Genomic DNA, 17,865 nt, shown 5'->3' with positions numbered 1-17,865 from the left:
TCCCACCGGCCGCACCGGCCTCCGTACGAACCACTGTCCGAACCACTGGGAGACGTCGGACGGACACCCCCGGTTCATGTGAGCCATCCCACAGTTTAGGCGTTCCCGGCATCCCTTCGGGCCCCCTAGGCTTGCGCAGGGAAGTCAGCAGAGCTATCGCACCCTCCGGGCACCACCGCCCGCGAAACGGTGCGGGCCCCAAGGGAGTTGGTGCGGTGCGCATCCGTCGGCGCTGGAAGCGGGTACTGATCGGGGCGTTCGCCGGCTGCGCGGTGCTCGCCGACGCCGGGGCCGTCGCCGCCGCGGCCGCCGTCTCCTCCGAACAGCTGGCGATCTCCACGCCCCCGGCCGGCAGCGCCGCCTGGGTCGAGGACCACTCCTTCGGCCGCTCCCTGCCCGACCCGGCGACCACCACCCCGGCCGCCGCCGCGGCGTTCTTCGCCTCGCTCGCGCCCACCGAGCTGGACCGGCTGATCCAGGACTACCCGCTGGTCGTCGGCAACTACGACGGCGCCCCGCTGGACCTGCGCTACCGCGCCAACCGGATCGCCCTGGCCGCCGAGCACGACCGGGCCCTGGCCCGCGCCGCCGACGGCACGCTGGACTCCGACACCCGCGCGCTGGCCGTCTCCCGCGCCAACGACGTCGAGCACCTGCTCGCCCCCGACCGGCAGATCCTGGCCTTCGACCCGCGCGGCCGCGGCCTGGTCACCGAGGTGTGGGGCGACCTCGCCGACGCCGAGCGGATCTCCGTGCTCGTCCCCGGCTCGGACGCCGACCTCGGCCACCACGACCAGGCGGCCGACCCGCTGCGCTCCCCGGCCGGCATGGCCCGCGCCCTCCACACCGAGGAGCAGCGCCAGGCCCCGGACACCCGGACCGCCGTGATCTCCTGGACCGGCTACGTCACCCCCTCCGGCCTCGGCCCGGACGCGGCCACCTCCCGGCTCGCCGACGTCGCCGCCCCCCGGCTGGAGCGGCTGCTCGCCGGGCTCAAGGAGACCACCCGGCCGGACGCGCCGCCGGCGCTGCTCTGCCACTCGTACGGCTCGGTGGTCTGCGGTACGGCCGCCCCGGACATCCCGCGCGCGGCCGCCTCGCCGTCCGACACCTCCGGCATCACCGACCTGGTGGTCTTCGGCAGCCCGGGCATGGGCGTGCAGAACACCGGCGAGCTGGGCGCGGGCGTGCACCTCTGGGCCACCCGCAACCCCAGCGACTGGATCGGCAACGTGCCGTTCATGGAGGTCGGCGGGCTCGGCCACGGCGCCGACCCGGCCGCGAGCGGCTTCGGCTCCGAGCTGATCTCCTCGGCCCGCGCGGCCGGCCACAACGGCTACCTCACCGAGGGCACCGACAGCCTGCACAACTTCGCGGCGATCTCCCTCGGCCACTACCAGGACGTGGTCCGGGCCAACCCGGGCTCCTAAGACCCGTCTTCGTACAGCCGCAGGGCCTCCGCCGCCGCCCGGGCCAGTTCGCGCCGGGCGGCCGGCGGGGCCAGTACCTCGACGTCCGCGCCGAAGGCCAGCAGCGACCGGACGGCCGCCGGGGCCGGGAAGGCCATCGCCACCTCGGTCCACTCCTCGGCCGGGACGGCGCCCGGCTCCGGCGGCGGTGCGGTGACCCGGCCGCCGTGGATGCGCAGGAACATGTCCAGCCGTCCGCGCCGGACCCGCACCCGCACCGGCACGTCCTTCGGCAGCCGTTCGACCTGCTCGCGCAGCACCGCCCAGACCTCGCCGAGCCCGACCCCGGTCCGGCGCCGCACCGCCTCCTCGGTGGTGTCGGCGGCCAGCACCCGGTCGGCCCGGAACAGCCGCGGCTCGCCGTGCAGATCGGCCACCAGGTACCAGACCGCGGCCTTGCTCACCAGCCCGTACGGGTCGACGGTGTACTCCACCGGCGCGGGCGTGCCGCTGTGCCGGTAGCGCAGCCGCAGCCGCCGGTCGGCGAAGACGGCGTACTGCAGCTCGCCCAGGTCCGGCCCGGCGGCGGGGCCGGCCGCGCCGGGGGTCTGCATCCAGCGGGCCGGGTCGACCAGGATCCGCTCGCGAACCCGCTCGGCGGCCGGCCGGTGCGGGGCCGGCAGCGCCGCCATCACCTTGCGCAGCGCCGAGCCGAGCGCGCCGTCCAGCCCGAGGTCGCTGTGCGCGCCCTGGGCGGAGAGCACGAACAGCGCCCTGGCCTCGTCCGCGGTCAGGCCGGTGACGTCGGTGCGGTAGCCGGGCAGCAGGCCGATGCCGCCGTGCCGCCCGCGTTCGGTGAACACCGGCACCCCGGCGGCGGAGAGCGACTCGACGTCGCGGTAGATGGTGCGGACGGACACCTCCAGCCGCTCGGCGAGTTCGGTGGCGGGCACCCGGCCGCGGGTCTGGAGCAGCAGGAGGATCGAGAGCAGGCGGTCGGCCTTCATGGTCCAAGAATCCCAGTAATCCTGACGGCCGTTGTCAGGTTTTACTGGGAGATTGCGTTCCGGGCCCGAAAGGGGCCCGAACGACCACCCGACACCAGGGAGTTGAGCGCCATGACCGCCGTCCAGGACGCCCGCCCGCAGTACCAGGCCGCCCTCGACCAGCTGGAGAAGCTGTTCGCCACCGTCACCCCGGCCGACCTCGACCGGCCCACGCCCTGTACCGAGTTCACCCTGCGCGGGCTGCTGAACCACGTGGTCGGCGGCGTCCACCGGTTCGCGTACATGGGCGAGGGCGGCCACGCCGAGGACACCGTGGCCGCCATCGAGGACCCGTCCGACGAGGGCTGGCCGGCCGCCCTGGGCCGGGCCCGCGCCCGGGTGACCGCCGCCTGGGCGGACGACGCCAAGCTCGGCCGCCCGACCGTCGCCCCCTGGGGCGAGGTGCCCGGCGCGATGGCGGTCGGCGGCTACCTGATGGAGCTGGTGACCCACTCCGGGGACATCGCCCGGAGCCTCGACAACGGCTTCGCCCTGGACGACGACCTGGCGCGGACCGCCCTGGGCATCGCCGAGTTCGTGCTGCCGGCCGAGCGGCGGGTGCCGGGCGTTCCGTTCGCCGCCGTCCGGCCGGTCGCCGAGGACGCCGATGTGCACACCCGGCTGGCCGCCTGGACGGGCCGTACGGTCTGAGCCCGGCGGCCGGCCCGGGGCGTCCGCCGACTCCCCGGGCCGCCGGTGCCCGCTACTCGCGCGCCGCCGAGGTGGAGCTCATGTCCGCGTAGCGGCTCCCCGCCACCCGGCCGGCCACCGGCTCCAGCAGCGCCAGCTCCTCGGCGGTCAGCCGCAGCGTCGCCGCCGCGGTGTTCTCGGCGAGCCGGCTCCGCTTGCGGGTGCCCGGGATCGGCACCACGGCCAGCCCGTGCACCTCGGCCCGCTGGTGCACCCAGGCCAGCGCGACCTGGGCGAGCGTGACGCCGCGGGCCGCGGCGATCTCCCGCAGCGGGTCGAGCAGTTCGCCGTTGGCGGCCGCGTTGTCGCCGGTGAAGCGGGGGTGGTTGCGGCGGTAGTCGTTCGCCGAGAGCTCCGTGGCATCCTGGAAGGCGCCGGTCAGGAAGCCCCGCCCGAGCGGCGAGTACGGCACGAAGGTGACGCCCAGCTCCGCCGCGGCCGGCACCGCCGTGCTCTCGACGTCGCGGGCGAACACCGACCATTCGGACTGGAGCGCGGCGATCGGGTGGACGGCGTGCGCCTCGCGCAGCTCGGCCCCGGTCACCTCGGACAGGCCGAGGTGGCGCACCTTGCCGGCCTTCACAAGCTCGGCCATGGCGCCGACCGAGTCGGCCAGCGGCACCGCCGGGTCGCGGCGGTGCATGTAGTACAGGTCGATCTCGTCCACGCCGAGGCGGCGCAGCGAGGCGTCCACCGCGGTCCGGATGTACGCCGGGTCGTTGCTGATGCCGCGGACGGCGCCGTCCTCCTCGGAGCGCAGGATGGCGAACTTGGTGGCGAGCACCACCTTGTCCCGGTTGGCCCGGACGAAGGGGCCGATGAGCTCCTCGTTGCGGCCGGAGCCGTACATGTCGGCGGTGTCGAAGAGGGTGACGCCGGTCTCCAGCGCGGCGTCCAGGGTGGCGAGCGCCTCGTCGGCGTCGGTGGGGCCGTAGAACTCGCTCATGCCCATGCAGCCGAGGCCCTGGACGCCCACCAGCGGGCCGCCGGTGCCGAGTTCGACGGTGGGAAGGACGGTCTGAGTCATGCGCTCTGCTCTTCCTCTCCATGGATGTTCTGGCACTTGGCCGGGACGCCGGCGCCGACGGCGCCCTTCCCGGCATAGATGTCGATCTTGTAGTCGAGGACGGCGAGGGTCGCCTGGAGGTCCACGATCCGCTGTCGGACCTCCTCGCGCTGGGCCTCCAGGAGCAGCCGACGCTCCCCGTAGGTCTGCTCGCCCTGGCGGGCCATGTCCACGTACTTGAGCATGTCCGCCACCGACATGCCGGTCAGCCGCAGCCGGCCCAGGAAGGCCAGCCGGTGCAGGTCGGCGTCGGAGTAGCGGCGCTGGCCGCCCGCCGCCCGGTCGACCGGGTCCAGCAGGCCGATCCGCTCGTACCAGCGCAGGGTGTGGGCGGTCAGCCCGCTCGCCGTGGCGACCTCGCTGATGGTGTGCCTCGGGCTCGGGTCCGGATCGCCGACGGGGCGGCTGAAGACCTCGGAGCAGCTGCGCAGGTCGATCTCGATGCGTGCGGGTGCGGCCATCGCTCGTTCCCCCTTGTCCTGTGCGACGGGAACGACGCTACAGAGTTGGAGTGCACTCCAAGCAAGCCCGACATCCGGGTGGGCCCGCCACCACCTTTTCCGAGGATTTTCCCGGCGACTAGAGTCGGGCCCATGGAGAGCTTGCGGATGATCGAGAACTGGCCGGTGCCCCATGCCGCGGTGGCGGTGGTCCGGGCGGCGGACGGCGCGGTGCTGGGCGCGCACGGGCCGCGGCAGCACCTGTTCCCGCTCGCCTCGGTGACCAAGCTGCTCACCTCGTACGCGGCGCTGGTCGCCCTGGAGGAGGGCGTGTTCGAGCTGGACGACCCGGCCGGGCCGCCCGGGTCCACCGTCCGCCACCTGCTCGCGCACACCTCCGGCCTGGGCTTCGACGAGGACCGGGTGTTCGCCGAGCCCGGCAACCGCCGGCTCTACTCCAACGCGGGCTTCGACGCGCTGGCCCGGACGCTCTCCGAGGCCGCCGGGATCGAGTTCTCCCGCTACGTCGCCGAGGCGGTGTTCGAGCCGCTGGGCATGACGGACACCCTGATCCACACCGCCCACAAGTCCCCGGCCGGCGCCGGCGGCCTGTCCACCGTCGCCGACCTCACCCGGTTCGCCGCCGAGCTGCAGGCCCCCAAGCTGCTGGACCCGTCCACCGTCCGGCAGGCCACCCGCGAGGTCGCCTTCCCCGGCACCAGCGGCGTGCTGCCCGGCTACGGCCACCGCCGCCCGAACGACTGGGGCCTCGGCTTCGAGATCCGCGACGGCAAGAGCCCGCACTGGACCGGCACCGCCAACTCCCCCGGAACCTTCGGCCACTTCGGCCAGTCCGGCACCTTCCTGTGGGTCGACCCGCAGGCCGGCGCGGCCTGCGTCGCGCTCACCGACCGGGACTTCGGGCCGTGGGCGGTCGAGGCCTGGCCGGCCTTCTCGGACGCGGTGCTGGCGGAACTGGACGGCTGACGGTCAGCCGTACGAGACCGGCGAGTGCATCTCCCAGAGCAGGAGTTCGGCGCCGGTCTCCCCCGCCGCCGGGTCGGCGAAGGCCTCGCCGGTGATCCGCACGCTGTCGCCCGGGACCATCGAGCGGCCGCCGCCCTTGGGCCCCGGAACGGTCCGGTAGCCCAGCGAGCCGGCCGTCAGGTGCGCGTACCGCCAGGGCGCCTCGGGCAGCGGCGGCAGCGGCTGCCACGGCCCGGCGGTGGCCAGCCAGAGCGCGGCGTCGCGGCGTCGCAGCCGCAGGGCGTCCGTCCCGGCGTCGCGCTCCAGGCCGGAGGCGAGCAGCGTCAACCCGCCGTCCGCCGGTTCCACCTTGCGCAGGCCGTACGCGGGCGGCGCGTCGAACTCGTCCGGCTGGAGCCACATCTGGACGAAGCGGACCGGCCCGGTGGCGCCGCCGACGTTGCGCTCGGTGTGGGTGACGCCGGAGCCGGCGCCGAGGTGCTGCACCATCCCGGGCCGGACCACCCCGCTGTGGCCGTACGAGTCCCGGTGGGCCAGCGCCCCTTCCAGCACCCAGGTGAGGATCTCGGTGTCCCGGTGCTTGTGCTCCTCGAACCCGGCGCCGGGGGCGAGGAGTTCCTCGTTGCACGCGAGCAGCGCGCCGAAGTGGGTGTTCTTCGGGTCGTAGTGGCCCGAGAAGGAGAACGCGTGCCGGGTCTCGACGCCCTCGGCCGGGGCGGAGCGGTAGCGTTCGGCGGTGCGGCGCAGGTCGGCGCGGGGGCGGTCGGCGGCTTCGGTCACGCCCCCACCGTAGTCGCCGGCGCGCGGGGTGTGACTCTTGCCACCGCGCCGCTCCGCCGGGGGGTGTGCACGAGCAGTCACTCGCGTGAGGCAGTCTTGTCCTTGTGCCAGCCGCTTCCGCGAACTCCAAGAGCGAACCCAGCCCCAGCCCCGCACCCGACCCCACCGGGAAGAGCCCGGCCGCCCGGGCGGGCCGTGACCGCCCCGGCCGCGCGGCGCCCCGCCTGACGGCGCAGGAGCGCAGAAACGCCGCCGAGCGCGCCGAGCGCCGGGCCGCGACGCTCAAGCGGCTGGAGAAGTCCTCCGGCAAGCTGGCCACCGCCGCGATCTCGCGGATGGACGACCAGCTCGGCTGGTACCGGCGGATGCCCCCGGAGCACCGGTCCTGGATCGGCCTGGTCGCCCAGGCCGGCATCGCCGCCTTCACCGAGTGGTACCGCCACCCCGACGCCGCCCAGGCGATCTCCACCGACGTCTTCGGCACCGCCCCGCGCGAGCTGACCAGGGCGATCACCCTGCGCCAGACCGTCGAGCTGATCCGCACCACGATCGAGGTGATGGAGGAGGCCATCGAGGAGGTGGCCGCCCCCGGCGACGAGGCGGACATGCGCGAGTCGGTGCTGGTCTACGCCCGGGAGATCGCCTTCGCGACCGCCCAGGTGTACGCCCAGGCCGCCGAGGCGCGCGGCGCCTGGGACGCCCGGCTGGAGGCGCTGGTGGTGAACTCGCTGCTGTCCGGCGACGCCGACGAGGGCGTGCTCTCGCGGGCCGCGGCGCTCGGCTGGGGCCAGCCCAGCCAGGTCCGGGTGGTGATGGGCAGCGCGCCGGACGGGGACAGCGAGCTGGTGGTCGAGGCGATCCGCCGGGCCGCCCGGTACGCCAAGCTGAACGTGCTGACCGGGGTGCTGGGCAAGCGCCTGGTGGTCGTGGTCGGCGGCGAGAAGGAGCCGGTGCACGCGGCCCGGGCGCTGATCGGCCAGTTCGCGCCGGGCCCGGTGGTGGTCGGCCCGACCGTGCCCGACCTGCTCTCCGCGACCCGCTCGGCCGCCGCCGCCGCGGCCGGCCTGCGGGCCTGCGCCGCCTGGCCGGACGCCCCCCGCCCGGTGCTGGCCGACGACCTGCTGCCCGAACGGGCGCTGGCCGGCGACCAGGCCGCGCGCCGCCAGCTGGTGGAGGAGATCTACACACCGCTGGACGAGGCCGGCTCCGCCCTGCTGGAGACGCTGAGTGTCTACCTGGAGCAGGCCTCCTCGCTGGAGGGTGCGGCCCGGATGCTCTTCGTCCACCCGAATACGGTGCGCTACCGGCTACGACGTGTGACTGACGTCACGGGGTACGCCCCCTCCGACGTACGTTCGGCGTTCACTCTGCGGATCGCACTGGCCCTCGGCCGGCTGGACGCCGTCGGGGAGCCCGGCTGAGCCGGAGTGTAGGGACCATACAATCCCGGATGGTTTTCTTCGTTACCGTCGCCTACCCGCCCCTGGGCGCCTGGCGAGAGAGGGTTGAACCGTGCTCGTAATCGTCGCCCCTGGACAGGGTGCCCAGTCCCCCGGTTTCCTCAGCCCCTGGCTGGAGCTCGACGGCGTCGCCGACCGCCTGCGCGGTTGGTCGGAGGTCGCCGGGCTCGACCTGGTGCGCGCCGGGACCGAGGCGTCCGCCGAGGAGATCAAGGACACCGCCGTCGCCCAGCCGCTGCTGGTCGCGGCCGGTCTGGTGACCGCCCGGGAGCTGTTCCCGGACGAGGACGCCGCCCGTGCGCTGGTCGGCGCCGTGGCCGGCCACAGCGTCGGCGAGATCACCGCCGCCGCCGGCGCCGGGGTGCTCACCGCCCACGACGCGCTGACCTTCGTGCGCGAGCGCGGCCGGGCCATGGCCGAGGCCGCCGCCGTCACCGAGACGGGCATGCTCGCCCTGCTCGGCGGCGAGCCGGAGGAGGTCGCGGCCAAGCTGGCCGAGCACGGCCTGACGGCGGCCAACAACAACGGCGGCGGCCAGATCGTCGCCGCCGGCACGCTGGACCAGCTGGAGGCGCTGAAGGCGGACCCGCCGACCCGCTCCAAGCTGGTGGCCCTCAAGGTGGCCGGCGCCTTCCACACCGAGCACATGGCCCCGGGCGTCGAGCGGCTGGCCGAGCTGGCCCCGACCCTGACCAGCGTGGCCGACCCGAAGGTCCGCTACGTCTCCAACAAGGACGGCGCGGTCGTGGACTCCGGCGCGGAGGTCCTCGCCCGCCTGGTGTCGCAGGTCTCCAACCCGGTCCGCTGGGACCTCTGCATGGAGACCCTCGGGCAGCTGGGCGCGACGGCCGTGATCGAGCTGTCCCCGGCCGGCACCCTCACCGCGCTGCTCAAGCGCAACCTCAAGGGTGTGGCCACGCTCGCCCTCAAGACCCCCGCCGATCTGGACAAGGCCCGCGCGCTCGTCGCGGAGCACGGCGGTCAGGAGCAGGAGAACCAGGCATGACCAAGCCCCAGATCCGTCCGGTGAGCGGCGCGCAGTACTCGCGCATCCTCGGCGTCGGCGGCTACCGTCCGGTCCGGGTGATCCCCAACTCCGAGGTCCTGGAGTGGATCGACTCCTCGGACGAGTGGATCCGCACCCGCAGCGGGATCGCCGAGCGCCGCTGGGCCGGCCCGGAGGAGTCCGTCTCCGAGATGTCCGTCCAGGCCGCCGGCAAGGCGATCGCCCAGGCCGGGATCACCGCCGAGCAGATCGGCGGCGTGATCGTCTCGACCGTCTCGCACTTCAAGCAGACCCCGGCGATCGCCACCGAGATCTCCGAGCGGCTCGGCTGCGGCACCGCCCCGGCCTTCGACATCTCGGCCGCCTGCGCCGGCTTCGGCTACGGCCTGGGCCTGGCCGACGGCATGATCCGCGGCGGCAACGCCGAGTACGTGCTGGTCATCGGCGTCGAGCGGCTCAGCGACCTGACCGACCGGTCGGACCGCTCCACCGCCTTCATCTTCGGCGACGGCGCCGGCGCCGTGGTCGTCGGCCCGTCCGACACTCCCGGCATCGGCAAGCTGGTCTGGGGCTCGGACGGCTCGCAGGCCGACCTGATCACCCAGACCGAGGCCTGGGACACCGCCTTCGCCAAGTCCGACGCCGTCAACGGCGCGGGCGAGGAGACCAAGTGGCCGGCCCTGCGGATGGACGGCCAGCCGGTCTTCCGCTGGGCGGTGTGGGAGATGGCCAAGGTGGCCCAGCAGGCGCTGGACGCCGCCGGGATCACCGCCGACCAGCTCGGCGCGTTCATCCCGCACCAGGCCAACATGCGGATCACGGATGCCATGATCAAGGCGCTCAAGCTGCCGGAGTCGGTGCCCGTCGCCCGCGACATCGCCGAGACCGGCAACACCTCCGCCGCCTCCATCCCGCTGGCGATGGAACGCATGCTGGAGAGCGGTGAGGCCCACAGCGGGGACCTGGCCCTGATCATCGGGTTCGGGGCGGGTCTCGTGTACGCCGCGGCAGTCGTTACTCTCCCCTAGGCGCATTCGCCCAATCCACAAGCCTGTGTCCGGCCGCCGGCCGGACGCGTTCAACACCGAAGAGGAGCAGCCAGTATGGCTACCAAGGACGAGGTCCTGGAAGGTCTCGCCGAGATCGTCAACGAGATCGCCGGTATCCCGACCGAGGATGTCGCGCTCGACAAGTCCTTCACCGATGACCTGGACGTCGACTCGCTGTCCATGGTCGAGGTCGTCGTGGCCGCCGAGGAGCGCTTCGACGTCAAGATCCCGGACGACGAGGTCAAGAACCTGAAGACCGTCGGCGACGCGGTGGACTACATCCTCGCCAACGCCGCCTGAGCGATCGAGTCGTTCGACTCGGCCAGCCCGCCCGGCGTCCCGTACGCCGGCGGGGGCTGACCGGTCGGCCGGGCTCGTGGAGCCCGACCGACCCCACCGGCCGGGACGCCCCCTCACCGGGGCGCCCGGCCGGGCCCATCCTCGGCACGCCGCCGACCCCTGCACACGTGAGAGAAGAAGAAACCAGTGACCGCTGAAAACCGCACCGTGGTCGTCACGGGTATCGGCGCCTTCACGCCGCTGGGCGCCGACGCCGCCAGCACCTGGGAGAACCTGGTCGCCGGCAAGTCCGGCGTGGTCGCCCTGACCGAGGAGTGGGCCGAGGACCTGCCCGTCAAGATCGCCGCACGCACCGCCGTCGAGCCCGGCACCATCCTGCCCCGCCCGCTGGCCCGCAAGCTGGACCGCTCGGCCCAGTTCGCGCTGATCGCCGCCCGCGAGGCCTGGGCCGACGCGGGCTTCGAGACCCCCGCCACCGACGAGTCCTCCAAGCTCGCCCCCGAGCGCCTGGGCACCGTCATCGCCTCCGGCATCGGCGGCGTGACCACCCTCCTCGACCAGTACGACGTGCTGAAGGAGAAGGGCGCCCGCAAGGTCTCCCCGCACACCGTCCCGATGCTGATGCCCAACTCCCCGGCGGCCAACGTCGGTCTGGAGGTCGGCGCCCGCGCGGGTGTGCACACCCCCGTCTCCGCCTGCGCCTCCGGCGCCGAGGCGATCGGCTACGCGATCGAGATGATCCGCACCGGCCGCGCCGACGTCGTGGTGGCCGGCGGCACCGAGGCCGCGATCCACCCGCTGCCGATCGCCGCGTTCGCCAACATGATGGCGATGTCCAAGAACAACGACCAGCCCCAGCGCGCCTCCCGCCCGTACGACAAGGGCCGCGACGGCTTCGTGCTGGGCGAGGGCGCCGGCGTGGTCGTGCTGGAGTCGATCGAGCACGCCGAGGCGCGCGGCGCCCGGATCTACTGCGAGGCCGTGGGCCAGGGCCTGTCCTCGGACGCCCACCACATCGCCCAGCCCGAGCCGACCGGCGCCGGCGTGGCCCGCGCGCTGGCCGACCTGTTCGAGCGCAACGAGCTGGACAAGGCCGAGATCGTGCACGTCAACGCGCACGCCACCTCGACCCCGCAGGGCGACACCGCCGAGCTGAAGGCGCTGCGCAAGGAGCTGGGCGACGACCTCGACCACATCGCCGTCTCGGCCACCAAGTCGATGACCGGCCACCTGCTGGGCGGCGCCGGCGGCATCGAGACCGTCGCCACCGTGCTGGCCCTGTACCACCGGATCGCCCCGCCGACCATCAACGTGGACGAGCTGGACGACGACGTGGAGGCCGACATCGTCCGCGACGAGGCCCGCAAGCTGCCCGAGGGCCGGATCGCCGCGCTGAACAACTCGTTCGGCTTCGGCGGCCACAACGTGGTGCTGGCCTTCCGCACCCACTGACGCCCGTGACGAAGGGGCCGGCGCTCGCCGTGAGCGCCGGCCCCTCCGTCGTACCCGTCTTCGCCGTACCCGTACTGTCCGCCCGGCCCGCCGGCCTCAGACCACCTGGTGCAGCCAGCGCACCGGCGCGCCCTCGCCCGCGTACCGGAACGGCTCCAGCTCGTCGTCCCAGGGCTTGCCGAGCAGCCGGGCGATCTCGGCCTCCAGGTCGGCGCCCTCGCTGCGGGCGCGCAGCAGGACGGCGCGCAACCGGTCCTCGGGGATCAGGATGTCGCCGTGGATGCCCGTGACGGCGTGGAAGATGCCGAGCGAGGGCGTGCTGCTGTACCGCTCCCCCTCCGCCGTGGCGCAGGGCTCGCTGGTCACCTCGTACCGCATCAGCTGCCAGCCGCGCAGCGCGGAGGCGAGTTTCGAAGCCGTACCGGGCTCCCCCTGCCAGGAGAGCTCGGCACGCCAGTGCCCGGGTGCGGCCGGCTGGCGGATCCAGTCCAGGCTCACCCGCACACCGAGCACCCCCGCGACGGCCCACTCGACGTGCGGGCACAGCGCGCGGGGCGCGGAGTGGACGTACAGGACTCCACGTGTCGTCACCGGGACCTCCAGGCTGTGGACGAGGGTCGCCTTCCCCAGCTGCCTCGTGCCTGCAGTTGATCCGCAGTTACTCACGTTAGCCGACATTAAGCTACTAAATTGAGCAAAACGGACAGGCTTTCGCTCAATGCTAGTCGAATCCTCAACGAGGTCTACCCCTCGGCCGGATCTCTCCCCCGAACGGCCCCATCGTCGGCGGGACCACCGTACCGCGAGGCGCCACAGGATGGATGACGCACTTTCGGATCCGGACGGAATGCGGTAGTGCGGCCGCGGCGCCCGCGCCCGACCGCGGGCCGCACATGACGGACCGCCCCGCCGCCCGGTGGGGGCGGCGGGGCGGTTGGATCCCCTGACGGATCGTCAGCCGTCCAGGCGGACGACCATCTTGCCGGTGTTGACGCCGCTCAGCAGACCGAGGAAGGCGTCCACCGTGCCGTCGATGCCCTCGCTCACCGTCTCGCGGTACTTCAGCTCACCGGAGCGCACCCACGCCGAGACCTCCTCGACGAACTTCGGCTGGAGGTCGTAGTGGTCGCCGACGAGCAGCCCCTCCATGCGGAAGCGCTTGGCGATGATCTGCGCCAGGTTGCGCGGGGCCGGAGTGGGCTCGGTGGCGTTGTACTGCGAGATCATGCCGCAGACCGCGATGCGCCCGTGCAGGTTGATCGAGTCGATCGCCGCTTCGAGGTGCTCGCCGCCCACGTTGTCGAAGTACACGTCGATGCCGTCGGGGGCCGCCGCCCGGAGCTGGTCGGCCACCGGACCGTTCTTGTAGTTGAACGCGGCGTCGAACCCGTACTCCTTCACCAGGAGTTCGACCTTCTCGTCCGAGCCGGCGGAGCCGATCACCCGCGACGCGCCCTTCAGCCTGGCGAGCTGGCCGACGATGCCGCCCACGGCGCCGGCCGCGCCGGACACGAACACCACGTCGCCGGCCTTGATCCCGGCGACCCGCGTCAGCCCCGCGTACGCGGTCAGCCCCGGCATGCCCAGCACGCCCAGGTAGGTGGAGAGCGGCGCGGCGTCCGGGTCCACCTTGACGGCCGTCCTGGGGTCGAACGTCGCGTACTCGCGCCAGCCGAAGAAGTGCAGGACGTAGTCGCCCTCGGCGAAGCCCTCCGCCCGCGAGGCGACGACCCGGCCGACCGCGCCGCCCAGCATCGGCTTGTCCAGCTCGTACGGCTCCGCGTAGGACTTGCGGTCCGACATCCGGCCCCGCATGTACGGGTCCACCGAGAGGTAGACGTTGCGGACCAGGACCTCGCCCGGGCCGGGGGTCCGGACCGGGGCCTCGACCAGGGCGAAGTCGGTCGGCACCGGCCAGCCCTGGGGGCGGGCGGCGAGGTGCCATTCACGGGCGGTCGCGGGGGTGGCGGCCTGCTCTGCCATCGGGGGCTCCTTGAGGGTTCGGGTGCGGGTTCAGGCGCTGTTCACAACATGAAAGGTTGATGAACTGAAGTAACGATGGGCATGAAAGGTTCACCCTGTCAACTTTTCAGGTAGACTTTTGACCATGGAGACCCAGCCCGTCGAGGACGCCACGCCGCAGCCCGACGAGATCACCCGCGAGGTCGTCGACCTGATGGCCAACCTGGTCGCGCTGTTCCACCGCGAGTACGAGGAGGCCGCCGCCGCCCGCTCGCTCACCGGCGCCCAGGCCAAGGTGCTCGCCCTGCTGCGGCGCGGACCGATGCCGATGCGCCAGATCGCCCAGACGCTCAGCTGCGAGCCCTCCAACATCACCGGCATCGTCGACCGGCTCGAATCCCGCGGCTTCGTCACCCGCGAGGCCGACCGGCACGACCGCCGGGTCAAGCTGGTCGCCGCCACCGGCACCGGCTCGGCCGCCTCCGAGGAGCTCCGCGAGTCGCTCAACTTCGCCCGCGAGCCGCTGGCCGCACTCGGCCCGGACGAGCGGACGGCCCTGCGCGACCTGCTCCGGAGGATGCTCGCGGGCGCCTCCGGCCCGGGCGCGTGACCAGCATCACAGGTCCCGGGGGCTGTCCGTTGGCCCCGGGGGGGTAACCGAACCGCCTCCCGGAACGTCTAACGTTCGAACATCGAACATCGAACGCGAGATACCTGAAGACGGGGGGCACTGAGGATGAGCAGCAGTGCGCGTCGGCGCCGCTACCTGCGGACCGCCATCGGCCTGGCCGCCGCACTGGTGCTGTCGGTCGCGGGTGCCGGAGCCTGGTTCTACCACCGGCTGGACAACAACATCACCACCTTCGACCCGGGCGGCGTCGCCACCGAGCGCCCGCCGGCCGCCGTGCCGGCCAGCCCCGGCGCCCAGGTGCCGGTCAACGTTCTGCTGCTCGGCTCGGACACCCGCGACGGGGGCAACGACTCGCTGGGCGGCGGCGACGAGGGCGTCGGCCACTCGGACACCGCGATCCTGGTGCACATCTACGCCGACCACAAGCACGCCGTCGGCGTCTCGATCCCCCGCGACACCCTGGTCACCATCCCGTCCTGCAAGCTGCCGAACGGCAGCTGGACGACGCCGAAGAACGACCAGATGTTCAACTCCGCCTTCACCGTCGGCCTGGCGGAGAGCGGCAACCCGGCCTGCACCCAGAACACCGTCGAGAAGCTGACCGGGCTGCGGATCGACCACACCGTCGTGGTCGACTTCAAGGGCGCGGCCGCGATGTCCGACGCCGTGGGCGGCGTGGAGGCCTGCGTGCCCAACGACGTCAACCAGTTCGGCATACACCTCAAGAAGGGCCTCCAGAAGCTCTCCGGGCAGTCCGCGGTGGACTACCTGAGAGCGCGCCACGGCATCGGCGACAACTCCGACATCGGCCGGATGAAGCGCCAGCAGGCCTTCCTCTCGTCGATGATCAAGAAGGTGCAGGGCCAGGGCTTCTCGCTGCCCACCCTGCTGCCGCTGGCCGACGCGGCCACCAAGTCGCTCACCGTGGACGAGGGTCTCGGCACCGCGATGAAGCTGGTGGACTTCGCCCGCTCGATCCAGGACATCAAGCTCTCGGACGTCTCCTTCGTCACCGCCCCCTGGCGCTTCGCCGGCGAGCGGGTGCGGCTGGTCCAGCCGGACGCCGACGCGCTCTGGAAGCTGCTGCGCGAGGACCGCACCCTGGACGGGCAGAGCACCTCCGGGACGGGCCAGGTGACCTCCTCCCCCGGCGCCGACCCGGGGGCCCCGGCCGCCCCGGCCACGCCGCTCACCCCGGAGCAGGCCGCGGCGCCGATCACCGTGGTCAACGGGGTCGGCACGCCCGGCCTGGCCGGCTCCGGCGCCGAGACGCTCAAGGCGCGCGGCTTCCGGAGCATCACCCTCGGCCCCAACTCCCCCGGGCAGCAGGCCACCCAGGTCTCCTACGACCCAGCGCTGAAGGCCGTCGCCGACCAGGTCGTGGCGCTCTTCCCCGGTGCCAAGGCGGTCGAGGAGCCCGGCTCGGGGGCGGTCACCGTCACCCTCGGCGCCGACTACCGCGGGGCGGGCACCCGGATCGACGCGGTGGCCGCCCCGAGCCCGGAGCCCGGTGCCGGGACCGCACCCGGGACCGCACCCGGGGCTGCCGCCGGGGCCCCTGCCGCCGGGGCTCCTGCCGGGGCGGGCGCCGCCCCGGGCGCCACCGCGGGCAGCACCCCCGGCGCCCTCCCGGGCGGCGTCCCCACCGGCATAGCGGAGAACACCCGCACCGCCGACACCGACCCGTGCGCGAACCTGACCTTCGGCTGACCGCGCCCGGCCTCCGGCCCGCCTGAGGGCCGGGCCGCCCGTCGAACTCCCGCCCGCCCTCCCCGCGTTCGCCCGGGGAGGGCGGGCGGCCCGGCGTCCGGGCGGGCACCTCGCGCGGCTGAACCGTGGGCGCCTCGCCCCGACGGCCGCCGGCCGCTACTCCGGATCCGGCAGCCCGGTGACGACGGCGGTGAGGCGGGTGCCGCGCGGGAAGGCGCCCGCCGCCGCCAGGTCCGCCAGCGCGGCGAGCAGCTTGGCGACGTAGCGGCGCTCCAGCGGGACGCCGTGGCGGCGCTCGAACCGCTCGGCGAAGCCGGCCAGCTCGGCCGGGACCTTCCCGTAGCCGCCGCCGTGGTGCCCGTGGTCGATCCGCCAGTTGTCGAACCCGCGCCCGTAGGCGGCCCGGTGCAGCCGGGCGACCTCCTCCTCCAGGTAACCCTCGCCGCCGCGCAGCACCGCCACCCCGAGCGCCCGGGCGCCCGCCGGCAGGCCGGCCGCGATGCCGGCCAGGGTGCCGCCGGTGCCGACCGGGCAGCAGACCACGTCCCGCTCGCCGAGGTCGGGCAGTTCGGCCGGGATCGCGGCCGCGCCGACGGCGGCCAGGGCGTTGGAGCCGCCCTCCGGGAGCACCAGGCAGGGGCCCCAGCGGCGGAGCGGGTCGGCCGCGCCGTCCTCCCCCTCGGCCCGGCCGGTGGCCTCCCGGTACGCGGCCCGGGTCAGGAACTCCAGCCGCATCCCGGCCGCCTCGGCGGCCCGCAGCGACCAGTTGCGCGGCCGGTCGGCCAGTTCCTCGCCGCGGACCAGCCCCACGCTCTCCAGTCCGAGCGCCCCGGCGGCGGCCGCGACGGCCCGCAGGTGGGTCGAGTAGGCGCCGCCGAAGGTCAGCAGCCGGGTGTGGCCCCGCTCCACGGCGGCGGCCAGGTTGGGCGCCAGCTTGCGCCACTTGTTGCCGGGGACGGTCGGGTGCAGCAGGTCGTCCCGCTTCAGCCGCAGCTCCACCCCGGCCCGGGCGAAGGCCTCGTCGGTGCAGTCCACCAGCGGGGTCGGCAGCAGGGCGGCTTCGAGCATCCGGCCAGCATAAGGCGGACGCGCGGAGCCCGGCCCGCCGGTGCGGCGGCCGGGCTCCGCGCCCCGGGACGGGCCGCCACCCCCGTGGACGGCCCGTCAGCCCAGGACGGCGATCTCCGCCGTGTGGCTCGCCTGGCGCCAGGCGAGGGCCGAGCCGAGCGCCTTCGGGACCGGGCCGGCCGCCGGGTACAGCTTCTCGATCCGGCCTCGGTGCTCCCGGCGCTGCTTGGGATCCAGCACCGTGCGCAGCCGCCCCGCGGCGACCAGGGCCACCAGCGCCGCGTCGGCCGGGTCCACCCGGCTGAGCGGGCCCTTCAGCGCGGCGGTGACGGAGGCCGCCAGCGCCGCGCGCACCTCGGGCCCGTCCAGGGTGACCCGGGTGACCGGGAACACCCCGGCCGCCCGGCCCTGCTGGAGGCCGATCCAGCCCGCCTCCGCCAGGCCCTCCCGGATCCGCCGGGCCGGCTGGTCGCGCCCGACGCTGGGGGCGCGGCCGATCCACCAGCTCCAGCTGTGCGGCCGCTTCTCCTGGATCCGGCCCAGCAGGTGGGCGCTGTACGGGTCGAGGCCGGCCGAGGCGGCGGAGTCCCGGACCCTCGCGACGGCCGTCCGGCCCTCCTCGCGCACCAGTCCGCGGCGCAGCAGTTCGGTCAGCGCCGCCGCCTGCAGCACCAGGTGGAGGGTGGACTGCCGGGTGATCCGCCCGCGCCGCGGGTCGTAGGCGAGCAGGTACAGCTTCTCGGGCAGGTTGACGGGGAGGTCTGCGGGCGGCTTGCTGGGCAGTTTGGCGAGCAGGTCCATCTCGTTCT

18 protein-coding genes are annotated in these 17,865 nt (G+C 74.0%); 10 read left to right on the top strand and 8 right to left on the bottom strand.

Annotated elements, in window-relative coordinates; all coding sequences use genetic code 11:
- Window positions 1-215: 215 nt before the first annotated feature.
- A complete protein-coding gene (locus ACLWS4_RS03725; RefSeq protein ID WP_259316584.1) occupies window positions 216-1,430 on the top strand; it encodes an alpha/beta hydrolase family protein in 1,215 nt (404 codons plus the stop codon).
- Here the strand turns inward: ACLWS4_RS03725 and ACLWS4_RS03720 are convergent.
- On the bottom strand, window positions 1,427-2,416 hold the full coding sequence (locus ACLWS4_RS03720; protein ID WP_380778099.1) for a helix-turn-helix transcriptional regulator: 990 nt from the start codon (window positions 2,414-2,416) through the stop codon (window positions 1,427-1,429). The two genes, ACLWS4_RS03725 and ACLWS4_RS03720, sit on opposite strands and share 4 nt — an antisense overlap.
- 111 nt (window positions 2,417-2,527) lie before the next feature.
- On the opposite strand from ACLWS4_RS03720, the gene ACLWS4_RS03715 reads away from it, so the two are divergent.
- A complete protein-coding gene (locus ACLWS4_RS03715) occupies window positions 2,528-3,106 on the top strand; it encodes a TIGR03086 family metal-binding protein (RefSeq protein WP_049652636.1) in 579 nt (192 codons plus the stop codon).
- Window positions 3,107-3,158: 52 nt separating this feature from the next.
- Here ACLWS4_RS03715 and ACLWS4_RS03710 read toward each other — a convergent pair whose 3' ends face one another.
- Together ACLWS4_RS03710 and ACLWS4_RS03705 are read right to left on the bottom strand one after the other, a co-directional pair.
- Window positions 3,159-4,172 carry an aldo/keto reductase gene (locus tag ACLWS4_RS03710; RefSeq protein ID WP_074000766.1) on the bottom strand — a complete coding sequence of 338 codons (1,014 nt, stop codon included), beginning with the start codon at window positions 4,170-4,172 and terminating at the stop codon, window positions 3,159-3,161.
- Window positions 4,169-4,672, bottom strand: coding sequence for a MerR family transcriptional regulator (locus ACLWS4_RS03705; protein ID WP_416873346.1), 504 nt, complete (start codon window positions 4,670-4,672; stop codon window positions 4,169-4,171). Before ACLWS4_RS03705 ends, ACLWS4_RS03710 begins: the two co-directional genes overlap by 4 nt.
- Window positions 4,673-4,804: 132 nt before the next feature.
- Between ACLWS4_RS03705 and ACLWS4_RS03700 the strand changes: the two genes are divergently transcribed.
- The gene (locus ACLWS4_RS03700) at window positions 4,805-5,638 is read left to right on the top strand and encodes a serine hydrolase domain-containing protein (RefSeq protein WP_416873345.1); all 834 of its coding nucleotides are present in this window, start codon (window positions 4,805-4,807) and stop codon (window positions 5,636-5,638) included.
- Window positions 5,639-5,641: 3 nt separating this feature from the next.
- Here the strand turns inward: ACLWS4_RS03700 and ACLWS4_RS03695 are convergent, their stop codons facing one another.
- The gene (locus ACLWS4_RS03695; protein WP_053112115.1) at window positions 5,642-6,418 is read right to left on the bottom strand and encodes a pirin family protein; all 777 of its coding nucleotides are present in this window, start codon (window positions 6,416-6,418) and stop codon (window positions 5,642-5,644) included.
- Between the two features lie 224 nt (window positions 6,419-6,642).
- Between ACLWS4_RS03695 and ACLWS4_RS03690 the strand changes: the two genes are divergently transcribed.
- From ACLWS4_RS03690 to fabF, 5 genes are all read left to right on the top strand, one after another.
- Window positions 6,643-7,839, top strand: a complete 1,197-nt coding sequence (locus tag ACLWS4_RS03690) for a PucR family transcriptional regulator (RefSeq protein WP_074001159.1) — start codon at window positions 6,643-6,645, stop codon at window positions 7,837-7,839.
- A gap of 91 nt (window positions 7,840-7,930) precedes the next feature.
- A complete protein-coding gene (locus ACLWS4_RS03685; RefSeq protein WP_074000763.1) occupies window positions 7,931-8,884 on the top strand; it encodes an ACP S-malonyltransferase in 954 nt (317 codons plus the stop codon).
- Window positions 8,881-9,912, top strand: coding sequence for a beta-ketoacyl-ACP synthase III (locus ACLWS4_RS03680; RefSeq protein ID WP_049656693.1), 1,032 nt, complete (start codon window positions 8,881-8,883; stop codon window positions 9,910-9,912). The genes ACLWS4_RS03685 and ACLWS4_RS03680 overlap by 4 nt, the downstream gene beginning before the upstream one ends.
- Window positions 9,913-9,987: 75 nt before the next feature.
- Entirely contained in the window at window positions 9,988-10,233 is a 246-nt protein-coding gene (locus ACLWS4_RS03675; RefSeq protein ID WP_049656691.1) for an acyl carrier protein, read from the top strand.
- 186 nt (window positions 10,234-10,419) lie between these two features.
- On the top strand, window positions 10,420-11,685 hold the full coding sequence (fabF, locus tag ACLWS4_RS03670; protein ID WP_049656688.1) for a beta-ketoacyl-ACP synthase II: 1,266 nt from the start codon (window positions 10,420-10,422) through the stop codon (window positions 11,683-11,685).
- Between the two features lie 96 nt (window positions 11,686-11,781).
- Here fabF and ACLWS4_RS03665 read toward each other — a convergent pair whose 3' ends face one another.
- Window positions 11,782-12,276, bottom strand: a complete 495-nt coding sequence (locus ACLWS4_RS03665) for a DUF3145 domain-containing protein (protein WP_049656686.1) — start codon at window positions 12,274-12,276, stop codon at window positions 11,782-11,784.
- 363 nt (window positions 12,277-12,639) lie between these two features.
- Complete coding sequence (locus ACLWS4_RS03660) at window positions 12,640-13,668, bottom strand: NADP-dependent oxidoreductase (RefSeq protein ID WP_416873344.1); 1,029 nt, start codon at window positions 13,666-13,668, stop codon at window positions 12,640-12,642.
- Between the two features lie 124 nt (window positions 13,669-13,792).
- Between ACLWS4_RS03660 and ACLWS4_RS03655 the strand changes: the two genes are divergently transcribed.
- Both ACLWS4_RS03655 and ACLWS4_RS03650 read left to right on the top strand, forming a co-directional pair.
- Window positions 13,793-14,257: a MarR family winged helix-turn-helix transcriptional regulator gene (locus ACLWS4_RS03655; protein ID WP_074000762.1), complete on the top strand. Its 465-nt coding sequence runs from the start codon at window positions 13,793-13,795 to the stop codon at window positions 14,255-14,257.
- Between the two features lie 126 nt (window positions 14,258-14,383).
- Complete coding sequence (locus ACLWS4_RS03650) at window positions 14,384-15,988, top strand: LCP family protein (RefSeq protein WP_416873343.1); 1,605 nt, start codon at window positions 14,384-14,386, stop codon at window positions 15,986-15,988.
- A gap of 156 nt (window positions 15,989-16,144) precedes the next feature.
- On the opposite strand, the gene ACLWS4_RS03645 is transcribed toward ACLWS4_RS03650, so the two are convergent.
- Together ACLWS4_RS03645 and ACLWS4_RS03640 are read right to left on the bottom strand one after the other, a co-directional pair.
- Entirely contained in the window at window positions 16,145-17,056 is a 912-nt protein-coding gene (locus ACLWS4_RS03645) for a 1-aminocyclopropane-1-carboxylate deaminase/D-cysteine desulfhydrase (RefSeq protein WP_117487564.1), read from the bottom strand.
- A gap of 96 nt (window positions 17,057-17,152) precedes the next feature.
- The gene (locus tag ACLWS4_RS03640; RefSeq protein WP_074000759.1) at window positions 17,153-17,857 is read right to left on the bottom strand and encodes a GOLPH3/VPS74 family protein; all 705 of its coding nucleotides are present in this window, start codon (window positions 17,855-17,857) and stop codon (window positions 17,153-17,155) included.
- Window positions 17,858-17,865 lie beyond the last annotated feature (8 nt).

This window comes from Kitasatospora sp. SC0581, assembly GCF_048159585.1.
Classification (GTDB): domain Bacteria; phylum Actinomycetota; class Actinomycetes; order Streptomycetales; family Streptomycetaceae; genus Kitasatospora.
The sequence above is the reverse complement of the archived record's forward strand: the minus strand, read 5'-3'. Positions and strand labels throughout refer to the sequence as shown.

What these genes read in the sequence shown, in the direction of transcription:
- ACLWS4_RS03640 (WP_074000759.1), bottom strand. Translation starts at nt 17,857, where the DNA reads ATGGACCTGCTCGCCAAACTGCCCAGCAAGCCGCCCGCAGACCTCCCC.
- ACLWS4_RS03710 (WP_074000766.1), bottom strand. Translation starts at nt 4,172, where the DNA reads ATGACTCAGACCGTCCTTCCCACCGTCGAACTCGGCACCGGCGGCCCG.
- ACLWS4_RS03645 (WP_117487564.1), bottom strand. Translation starts at nt 17,056, where the DNA reads ATGCTCGAAGCCGCCCTGCTGCCGACCCCGCTGGTGGACTGCACCGAC.
- ACLWS4_RS03680 (WP_049656693.1), top strand. Translation starts at nt 8,881, where the DNA reads ATGACCAAGCCCCAGATCCGTCCGGTGAGCGGCGCGCAGTACTCGCGC.
- ACLWS4_RS03655 (WP_074000762.1), top strand. Translation starts at nt 13,793, where the DNA reads ATGGAGACCCAGCCCGTCGAGGACGCCACGCCGCAGCCCGACGAGATC.
- ACLWS4_RS03675 (WP_049656691.1), top strand. Translation starts at nt 9,988, where the DNA reads ATGGCTACCAAGGACGAGGTCCTGGAAGGTCTCGCCGAGATCGTCAAC.
- ACLWS4_RS03720 (WP_380778099.1), bottom strand. Translation starts at nt 2,416, where the DNA reads ATGAAGGCCGACCGCCTGCTCTCGATCCTCCTGCTGCTCCAGACCCGC.
- ACLWS4_RS03650 (WP_416873343.1), top strand. Translation starts at nt 14,384, where the DNA reads ATGAGCAGCAGTGCGCGTCGGCGCCGCTACCTGCGGACCGCCATCGGC.
- ACLWS4_RS03660 (WP_416873344.1), bottom strand. Translation starts at nt 13,668, where the DNA reads ATGGCAGAGCAGGCCGCCACCCCCGCGACCGCCCGTGAATGGCACCTC.
- ACLWS4_RS03715 (WP_049652636.1), top strand. Translation starts at nt 2,528, where the DNA reads ATGACCGCCGTCCAGGACGCCCGCCCGCAGTACCAGGCCGCCCTCGAC.
- ACLWS4_RS03700 (WP_416873345.1), top strand. Translation starts at nt 4,805, where the DNA reads ATGGAGAGCTTGCGGATGATCGAGAACTGGCCGGTGCCCCATGCCGCG.
- ACLWS4_RS03705 (WP_416873346.1), bottom strand. Translation starts at nt 4,672, where the DNA reads ATGGCCGCACCCGCACGCATCGAGATCGACCTGCGCAGCTGCTCCGAG.